Consider the following 9010-nt stretch of genomic DNA (forward strand, 5'->3'; position numbering starts at 1 on the left):
ATTACCCCACTTTCACCATATGCGGCGCTTGCGTGGAACGCTCGTGCGGCTGGTGGTCGAGGTCACGGCTGACCAGCAGCAGGACCTGGGCGGAGGCGTCGGAGACCTGGGCCTTGTAGCCGGCGATGGAGCGGGCGAAGACGTTGTAGATCACCACGGCCGGGATCGCTGCGACCAGGCCGAAGGCAGTGGCCAGCAGGGCTTCGGCGATACCCGGCGCGACCACGGCAAGGTTGGTGGTCTGGGTTTTCGCGATGCCGATAAAGCTGTTCATGATGCCCCACACGGTGCCGAACAGGCCGACGAAGGGCGCGGTGGAACCGATGGTGGCGAGTACGCCGGTGCCGCTGCTCATAGTGCGACCGCAGGCGGCGACCAGGCGTTCGAGGCGGAAGCTCACGCGCTCCTTGATGCCTTCTCTTTCGCGGCTGTTGACCGACAGGTGCATTTCTTCCAGGGCGTCGTGGACCAGCAGGTGGGCGAGGCTGCCCTCCTGGTTGGCGGTCTCGCTGGCTTCCTTGAGGGTGCGGGCCTTTTTCAGGGCGAGCATCTCGCGGCGCAGGCGACGCTTGGCGCCCAGCAGTTCGAAGCCTTTGGCAACCCAGATGGTCCAGGTGATGATCGAGGCGATGGCCAGGCCGATCATCACGATCTTGACGATGATATCGGCGTTCTTGTACATGCCCCAGGGTGACAGGTCGTGGGCCATGCCCAGGCTGTTGTCCTCGGCGGGCAACGCGTCGGCATCGCCGGCGGGTGCGGCATTCTCGGTCTGGACTGGAACGGCGGCGGTCGGTGCGACGACAGGCACGGCATGATCGGCCGGGGCCGGAGCGACCGCCGCCGCAGGGGCGTGGGGCGGGGCTTCGTCGGCGAAGGTCAGGGTCGGCGCCAGCAACAGGCTGAGCAGCAAAGCCGCCGTCGAGCGCCAGGTGCGAGAGGGGCTATGGGGCTGGGGTGACGAAGCGGGGCGTTTATTGCGTGTCATGCTGGCCGGACCTGAGAGAAGATATGAAGAGGGTCTTGTCCTTCCAGGCCTCGTGGGGCCGAGAACATTTGGACGTGAATTATTGCAAATAATTCTTGTTAACAGAAGTGATGGCTTTTCTTTTTTTCTTCCATTGTTAACCGCTGGTCAATTTGCAGCGCTCGTTTGTGGCTTTTTTCCTGGAGATCCGTGATGTCTGCTCCTTCTGTTCTGATTGCCGGTTGCGGCGATGTCGGTAGTCGCCTGGCGACGCAGTTGCTCGCCCAGGGTTGGCACGTCCATGGCCTGCGCCGCTCGATCGCGCGTTTGCCGGAGGGTGTCGTCGGGGTGGCGGGCGACCTGTTCGCCGAGCAGCGGCCTGACCGCTGGCCGAGTGGCCCGCTGGATTACCTGGTGTATTGCGCCGCGGCGACCGATCACGACGAGGCGGGTTATCGAGCAGCCTACGTCGATGGGTTGCGGCATGTATTGAGCTGGCTCAGGCAATCGGGCCAGCAGCCACGGCGCCTGCTGTTCGTCTCCAGCAGCAGCGTGTATGTGCAGCAGAGCGGTGAGTGGGTCGACGAGACTGCGCCGACCGAAGCCGAAGGTTATTCCGGGCGCTTGATGCTGGAGGCCGAGCAGGTGGCGCTGGACAGCGGCATTCCGGCGACACGGGTGCGCCTGACCGGTATCTACGGTCCGGGTCGCGAGTGGTTGTTGACCCAGGTCCGGCGCGGCTATCGGGTGGCGGTGGAGCCGCCTTTATATGGCAATCGGATTCATGCCGACGACGCGGCCGGACTGTTGGCGTTTCTGCTGGAGGCTGATCGGGCCGGGAAGGTGTTGGAGGATTGTTATATCGGTGTCGATGATGCGCCGGCGCCCTTGGCAGAGGTGGTGGGCTGGTTGCGCGAATACCTGGGGGTGACCGAGTGGGCCGAGGGCGCCAGCGTTCGCCGCACCGGCAGCAAGCGCTGTAGCAATGCCCGGGCGCGGGCCCTGGGTTGGGCACCGCGTTATCCGAGTTTCCGCGAGGGTTATGCGGCGATTCTTGAGGGGCGTTGCTGAGGTTACTTCTCCAGCAACCACTGGCGAGGACCGGGGTTGAGCTGCGGCTGTTCATCGGCCTGGGCCGAGTTCAACGCCTGGAAGATTTCCAGTTGCTTGCCCTTGCGCACGAAGATCCAGGCGGCGCCCTTGCCGCCTTGCTGCAACCAGATGCTGTCGTTCTCGCCGCTCATGGAGGCGCAATCGCCGGCCAGGCACAGCGCGTAGCGATCGGCACCGGGCAAGCCTTCCAGGCGTCCGTCCGGCAGGAATTTCACCTGGCCGCCTTCGCCCGGGCCACTGCTGATCTTCCAGTCGCCACCCATGTAGGCCGCGTACAAGGCCTGCTCGAAGCTGGCGCCCACCGGCGCGTTGGCCGGCAGTTCGGTCTGGGCCCGCACGAATGGCTGTTCAGGCTCCGAATCGCTGGCACTCTGGATCAGTTCCTTGCCGTCACGCGCCAGCGCAGTCCCGGCGCTGCCATAGAAGTCGACATGCCACTGCTTGCCGTCCGCGCGCACATGGCCCTCGGGGCGCTCGAAACCGTTGCTGTAGCGGGCCTGGCCGTTACGGGTGTCGATGCTCCATTCCAGGTTCGGCCCGTAGGTCTCCAGGGCTTCGCGCAAGCTGCCCTTTTTGACGGCGGCATCGATGGCGGCCTGGTTGATCCAGGTGCCGCTGATGTCGTATTTGGCAGGGTCGCTGGCGCAACCGCCGAGCAGGAGGGCAAACACCGAGAAGGCAAGCGCTTTGCGCATGGTGGAATCCTTTGCAGACGAAGCTGGCGCAGCGGGAGGGCTGCACCAGGCAGTGCGGGGTTGTTCGAGGGCGGCGTGGCTGGCAGTTACTCGAGGACCAGGATCGCGTCCATCTCGACCTGCGAGCCGCGTGGCAGGGCGGCAACGCCGATGGCGGCGCGGGCCGGGTAAGGCTGCTGGAAGTACTTGCCCATGATCTCGTTGACCTTGGCGAAGTGGCTCAGGTCGGTGAGGAAGATGTTCAGCTTGACGATGTCCTTGAACGAGCCGCCAGCTGCTTCGGCCACGGCCTTCAGGTTTTCGAAGACCTGTACGGTCTGGGCTTCGAAGCCTTCCACCAGTTCCATGGTTTTCGGGTCCAGGGGAATCTGGCCGGACATGTAGACGGTGTTCCCGGCCTTGATCGCCTGGGAGTAGGTGCCGATGGCGGCCGGTGCCTTGTCGCTGCTGATAACGGTCTTGCTCATGAACGGGTTCCTTGTAATGGACGGCTACGTTGGGGAGCTATGCGCGCATGCGAGTGATGCGGATCACCCCGGTCAGGGCGCGCAGTTTCTTGATCACGCGGGCCAGGTGCACGCGGTCGTGCACGCTGACCACCAGTTGGACCACGCTGATGCGACCATCGCGTTCGTCCATGCTGATTTTCTCGATATTGCCGTCGGCGGCATTGACGCTGCTGGCCAGCAGGGCTATCAGGCCGCGCTGGTGTTCCAGCTCGACGCGCAGCTCGACGTTGAATTCGCCGGTGACATCCTTGGCCCAGGAGAGCTGGATGCATTTTTCCGGATTGTGGCGGATTTCGCTGATATTGCGGCAGTTGTCCAGGTGCACCACCATGCCTTTGCCGGCGGACAGGTGGCCGACAATCGGGTCGCCCGGGATCGGCGTGCAGCACTTGGCGTAGCTGAGTACCAGGCCTTCGGTGCCACGGATGGCCAGCGGCCCTTCGGGGCTGGGCAATTGTTCGCCTTCGCCGAGCAGGCGACGGGCGACCACATAGGCCATGCGGTTGCCCAGGCCGATGTCTTCCAGCAGGTCTTCGATCAGTTCCAGGCGGTATTCGTGGAGCATGGCCTGCACGCGCTCGCCGGAAATCTTGTCCAGGGCGCTGTCGAAACCGTTGAGTACCTTGTTCAGCAGGCGTTCTCCGAGGCTGATGGATTCGGAGCGGCGTTGCAGTTTCAGGGCATGGCGGATATGGGTGCGGGCCTTGCCGGTGACGACAAAGTTGAGCCAGGCCGGGTTCGGGCGCGCGCCGGGGGCGCTGACGATCTCCACCGTGGAGCCGCTTTGCAGCGGTTCGGACAGCGGTGCGAGACGGCGATTGATCCGACAGGCAATGCAGCTGTTGCCGACATCGGTGTGCACCGCGTAGGCAAAGTCCACCGCCGTGGAGCCTTTTGGCAGCTCCATGATCCGGCCCTTGGGCGTGAACACGTAGACCTCGTCCGGGAACAGGTCGATCTTCACGCTTTCGATGAATTCCAGGGAGTTGCCGGCCCGTTGCTGCATTTCCAGCACGCCCTTGACCCACTGGCGGGCCCGGGCATGGGTGCCCTTGGGCTGCTCGTCGCCGCTGGACTTGTACAGCCAGTGGGCGGCGATGCCATTGTTGGCCATCTCTTCCATCTCGCGGGTGCGAATCTGGATCTCGATCGGGACGCCGTGCATGCCGAACAGGGTGGTATGCAGCGACTGGTAGCCGTTGGCCTTGGGAATCGCGATGTAGTCCTTGAAGCGGCCGGGCAGGGGTTTGTACAAATTATGCACAGCGCCGAGGACCCGATAGCAGGTGTCGACCTTGTCGACGATGATCCGGAACGCATAGACGTCCATGATCTCGTTGAAGGCCCGGCGCTTGCCGCGCATTTTGGTGTAGATACCGTACAGGTGCTTCTGCCGTCCGCTGACCTCGCCCTGGATACCGTCGACGGCCAGGCAGTGGCTCAGGGACTCTTCGATCTTGTTGACGATTTCCTTGCGGTTGCCCCGGGCGCGCTTGACCGCCTGGTAGATCCGTGCGGAACGCATCGGGTGCATGGCCTTGAAGCCGAGGTCTTCGAATTCGATGCGGATCGCATGCATGCCCAGGCGGTTGGCGATGGGGGCATAGATCTCGAGGGTTTCCTTGGCGATGCGCCGGCGTTTTTCGCCGGACAGCACTTCAAGGGTGCGCATGTTGTGCAGGCGGTCGGCGAGCTTGACCAGGATCACGCGAATATCGCGGGCCATGGCCATGGCCATCTTCTGGAAGTTTTCCGCCTGGGCTTCGGCCTTGGTCTCGAAATTCATCTGGGTCAGTTTGCTGACCCCGTCGACCAGTTCGGCCACGGTTTCGCCGAACTGCGCTTGCAGCGCTTCCTTGGCGATCCCGGTGTCTTCGATCACGTCATGGAGCATGGCCGCCATCAGGCTCTGATGGTCCATGTGCATGTCGGCAAGAATATTGGCCACCGCCAGCGGATGCGTGACGTAGGCTTCGCCGCTGCGACGGCGTTGACCGTCATGGGCTTGTTCGGCGTAGAAGTACGCCCGGCGGACCAGGTTGACCTGGTCGGCGCCGAGGTAGGTCGATAAGCGATCGGCGAGGGCGTCTATGCTCGGCATGAGGTTTCCCCCGGCCGAAGCCTTGTACCCTGCGCCGTGCTACGTCGACCAGGCATAGGCTTAGACGGCCTCGTTGGACTCGTCCTCGAAGGCGGCGAAGACCGGGTCTTCATGGACGATATCCTGTTCAGCGATGAACGCGTCCGTCACGTAGCCTTCGGCGATTTCCCGCAGGGCCATTACGGTTGGTTTGTCATTTTCCCACGCCAGCTTCGGCTCTTTGCCGCCGGTCGCCAGTTGACGAGCGCGCTTGGTGGAGAGCATGACCAGCTCAAAACGGTTAGCCACATGTTCTAGGCAGTCTTCAACGGTTACGCGGGCCATGGTGTTCCTCGTAGCAAATGCGGTAATCACGCTACCCGGATGGGCGAGCGGACTGAACAGTTTAAAAAATCACCAGCGTTTAGGGAAGCGCTGATTTTCCCGGTCGCTTCACCAACGCGCTACGAGTACCAATGTAAAGCCCTCGCGGCGCTTTTGGGAAGTGTTGCTTATGCCAGTAATTCACTCAAGAGCTGAGTGAAATGTTGCTGTTGGGGCAGCTGTTGCAAGCGATTGGCGCGGAAAATCGCCTTCAGATCGTCCAGTGCGTGGGCAAAATCGTCGTTGATGATCAGGAAATCGTATTCGACGTAGTGGCTCATTTCGCTGACCGCTTCGCGCATCCGCCCTTCGATGATCGCGTCGCTGTCCTGGCCACGGTTGGTCAGGCGCTGGCGCAGGGCCTGCTGGCTCGGCGGCAGGATAAAGATCGAGCGGGCCGCGGGCATTTGCCGACGTACTTGTTCGGCGCCCTGCCAGTCGATCTCCAGGATCAGGTCGTGGCCTTCGTCCAGGGTCTGTTGCAGGTGGCTCTGGGAGGTGCCGTAGAGGTTGCCGAAAACTTCCGCCTGCTCGAGGAAATCACCGTGCTCGACCATCCGCACGAACTCGGCGCGGTCGACGAAGTGGTAGTTCACGCCGTTGGCTTCGCCCGGGCGCATGGCGCGGGTGGTGTGCGAGACCGAGACGCGGATCTGCGGCTCGGCATCGATCAGGGCCTTGACCAGGCTGGTCTTGCCTGCGCCCGACGGTGCGGAAATGATGTAGAGGGTGCCAGTGCTGTGGGTCATGTCGGGTTAGCCTTACTCGATGTTCTGTACTTGTTCGCGCATTTGCTCGATCAACACCTTGAGGTTGACCGCCGCCTGGGTGCTGCGCGGGTCGAAGGCCTTGGAGCCGAGGGTGTTGGCTTCGCGGTTGAGTTCCTGCATCAGGAAGTCCAGGCGTCGGCCGGCCGCGCCGCCGGACTTGAGCACCCGGCGGACTTCGATGATATGGGTGGCGAGGCGGTCGAGTTCTTCGGCCACGTCGCTTTTCTGTGCCAGCAGGACCATTTCCTGCTCCAGGCGGGTCGGATCCAGCTCGGCTTTCATGTCGGCGAAGCGGTCGAGGACTTTCTGGCGCTGGGTGGCGAGCATCTGCGGAACCTGTTCGCGCAGGGTCGCGACATCGCCTTCGATGGCGTCCAGGCGCTCGACGATCAAGCGGGCCAGCTCCGCGCCTTCGCGCTGGCGGCCGTTCTTGAGTTCCTCGAGGCCTTGGGTGAACAGGGCCAGGGCTTCGTTGTTCAGGGCCTGCGGGTCGCTGGCGTCGGCCACCAGCACGCCGGGCCAGGCAAGCACTTCCAGCGGGTTCAGCGCGGCGGGCTGCTTGATCAGGCCGGCGACGGTTTCGGCGGCGGCGATCAGTTGGGTGGCGCGCTCGCGGTCGATCTGCAGGGCCTTGCCGGTGGTTTCCTCGGTAAAGCGCAGGGTGCATTCCAGCTTGCCCCGGGACAGGCCCTGGCGCAGGGCTTCGCGAACCGCGCCTTCGAGGTCGCGGAAGGATTCCGGCAAACGCAGGTGGGGTTCCAGGTAGCGGCTGTTGACCGAGCGCAGCTCCCAGCTCAGGGTGCCCTGGCTGACGGCGCTTTCGACGCGGGCGAAGGCGGTCATGCTGTGGACCATGGAAGTACCTCGCGATTCAGGTTCGCCGCCGTTTGGGCGGGCCGGACCGATGAATGAATTAAAGCCGACAGGCAGCAAAGGCGCAGGATTGTAGCGCAGTGCGGCCGCTGCCCCCAAACCCCCCGTAGGAGCGAGCTTGCTCGCGATGGTAGTCCAGGCACCGCGGGGTATCAGGTTTCCCGCGTTATCGTTGACGTCCATCGCGAGCAAGCTCGCTCCTACAGGGTCGGCGGGTGGCATGAGGTATTTAGAGGTGCCCAGCACAGTCCCTGGCCTCTATAATGCCCAGTAGATTTCCGTCCTCGTACAGGTATTCCCAATGAAACGTCCAAGTGGTCGCGCTGCCGATCAGCTTCGCTCGATCCGCATCACCCGCAACTACACCAAACACGCCGAGGGGTCTGTACTGGTCGAGTTTGGTGATACCAAAGTGATCTGCACGGTCAGCGTCGAGAACGGTGTGCCGCGTTTCCTCAAGGGCCAGGGCCAGGGTTGGCTGACCGCCGAGTACGGCATGCTGCCGCGCGCCACCGGCGAGCGTAACCAGCGTGAGGCCAGCCGCGGCAAGCAAGGCGGCCGGACCCTGGAGATCCAGCGCCTGATCGGCCGTTCGCTGCGCGCCGCGCTGGATATGTCCAAGCTGGGCGATGTGACCCTGTATGTCGACTGCGATGTGATCCAGGCCGACGGCGGCACCCGCACCGCGTCCATCACCGGTGCCATGGTCGCGCTGGTCGACGCTTTGGCAGTGATCAAGAAGCGTGGCGGCCTGAAGGGCGGTAGCCCGCTCAAGCAGATGATCGCCGCGGTATCGGTGGGCATGTACCAGGGCGAGCCGGTGCTCGACCTGGACTACCTGGAAGACTCGGCCGCCGAGACCGACCTGAACGTGGTCATGACCAGCACCGGTGGTTTCATCGAAGTCCAGGGCACTGCCGAAGGCGCGCCGTTCCAGCCTGAAGACCTGAACGCGATGCTGGCATTGGCACAGAAAGGCATGAACGAAATCTTCGAATTGCAGAACGCCACCTTGGCCGACTGAGGATTCGAACCGTTACCAGCATAAGGAGAGCGCCATGAGTGACGAGCAACTACCCGTACCGACACCGAGCCAGGAAGTCAGGCAATGGGCGATGTTCTGTCATTTGTCGGCGTTTCTCGGCTACTGGTTTCCGTTCGGCAGCCTGATCGGGCCGCTGATCCTGTGGCAGATGAAGCGCGAGCAGGATCCGTTTATCGACGCCCAGGGCAAGGAAGCGCTGAACTTCCAGATCACCGTGGCGATTGCGGCGATGGTCTGCATCCCGCTGATGTTCGTGCTGATCGGTATTCCGCTGTTCGGTTTGCTGGTGATCGCGGCGGTGGTGTTGACCATCATTGCCGGGGTCAAGGCCAATGAAGGCGTGGCTTACCGCTATCCCTTCACCTGGCGGCCGATCAAGTAGGTCCTGGTGCTGTTCCTGCGAGGTTTGCGGCGTTTTTGAGGGCCTATTCGCGGGCAAGCCCTGCTCCTACAGTATTGTGTCGTACACAGATTTTGTGCTCGACGGCGAACTGTAGGAGCAGGGCTTGCCCGCGAAGACGGCCGCACAGGCACCGCCATATCCAGCGGCGACACGCAAAAAAGCCGACGCAAA

Annotated in this window: 10 protein-coding genes; 3 read left to right on the forward strand and 7 right to left on the reverse strand. The window is 63.0% G+C overall.

Annotated elements, in window-relative coordinates; genetic code table 11:
- Position 1: 1 nt before the first annotated feature.
- Positions 2–988: a tonB-system energizer ExbB gene (exbB, locus tag M5C71_RS30725; RefSeq protein WP_248769490.1), complete on the reverse strand. Its 987-nt coding sequence runs from the start codon at positions 986–988 to the stop codon at positions 2–4.
- Positions 989–1180: 192 nt separating this feature from the next.
- Between exbB and M5C71_RS30730 the strand changes: the two genes are divergently transcribed.
- On the forward strand, positions 1181–2038 hold the full coding sequence (locus M5C71_RS30730; protein ID WP_152736667.1) for an NAD-dependent epimerase/dehydratase family protein: 858 nt from the start codon (positions 1181–1183) through the stop codon (positions 2036–2038).
- Positions 2039–2040: 2 nt separating this feature from the next.
- Here the strand turns inward: M5C71_RS30730 and M5C71_RS30735 are convergent, their stop codons facing one another.
- The 6 genes from M5C71_RS30735 to M5C71_RS30760 all read right to left on the reverse strand — a co-directional run bounded on the left by M5C71_RS30735 (position 2041) and on the right by M5C71_RS30760 (position 7373).
- On the reverse strand, positions 2041–2775 hold the full coding sequence (locus tag M5C71_RS30735) for a hypothetical protein (protein ID WP_103499219.1): 735 nt from the start codon (positions 2773–2775) through the stop codon (positions 2041–2043).
- Between the two features lie 86 nt (positions 2776–2861).
- Positions 2862–3242 (reverse strand): RidA family protein, encoded by a 381-nt coding sequence (locus M5C71_RS30740; RefSeq protein ID WP_040071713.1) that lies wholly within the window; start codon positions 3240–3242, stop codon positions 2862–2864.
- A 37-nt stretch (positions 3243–3279) separates the two neighbouring features.
- The gene (spoT, locus tag M5C71_RS30745) at positions 3280–5385 is read right to left on the reverse strand and encodes a bifunctional GTP diphosphokinase/guanosine-3',5'-bis pyrophosphate 3'-pyrophosphohydrolase (protein WP_103499220.1); all 2106 of its coding nucleotides are present in this window, start codon (positions 5383–5385) and stop codon (positions 3280–3282) included.
- 60 nt (positions 5386–5445) lie between these two features.
- On the reverse strand, positions 5446–5709 hold the full coding sequence (gene rpoZ / locus M5C71_RS30750) for a DNA-directed RNA polymerase subunit omega (protein ID WP_103499221.1): 264 nt from the start codon (positions 5707–5709) through the stop codon (positions 5446–5448).
- Between the two features lie 167 nt (positions 5710–5876).
- The gene (gmk, locus tag M5C71_RS30755; RefSeq protein WP_103499222.1) at positions 5877–6497 is read right to left on the reverse strand and encodes a guanylate kinase; all 621 of its coding nucleotides are present in this window, start codon (positions 6495–6497) and stop codon (positions 5877–5879) included.
- Between the two features lie 12 nt (positions 6498–6509).
- The gene (locus M5C71_RS30760; protein ID WP_103499223.1) at positions 6510–7373 is read right to left on the reverse strand and encodes a YicC/YloC family endoribonuclease; all 864 of its coding nucleotides are present in this window, start codon (positions 7371–7373) and stop codon (positions 6510–6512) included.
- A gap of 319 nt (positions 7374–7692) precedes the next feature.
- On the opposite strand from M5C71_RS30760, the gene rph reads away from it, so the two are divergent.
- Both rph and M5C71_RS30770 read left to right on the forward strand, forming a co-directional pair.
- The gene (gene rph / locus M5C71_RS30765; protein ID WP_103497884.1) at positions 7693–8415 is read left to right on the forward strand and encodes a ribonuclease PH; all 723 of its coding nucleotides are present in this window, start codon (positions 7693–7695) and stop codon (positions 8413–8415) included.
- Between the two features lie 34 nt (positions 8416–8449).
- The gene (locus tag M5C71_RS30770; protein WP_103497885.1) at positions 8450–8818 is read left to right on the forward strand and encodes a DUF4870 domain-containing protein; all 369 of its coding nucleotides are present in this window, start codon (positions 8450–8452) and stop codon (positions 8816–8818) included.
- Positions 8819–9010: the final 192 nt, after the last annotated feature.

The sequence above is a fragment of the Pseudomonas sp. MWU12-2345 genome (assembly GCF_023242385.1).
GTDB classification, from domain to species: domain Bacteria; phylum Pseudomonadota; class Gammaproteobacteria; order Pseudomonadales; family Pseudomonadaceae; genus Aquipseudomonas; species Aquipseudomonas gingeri_D.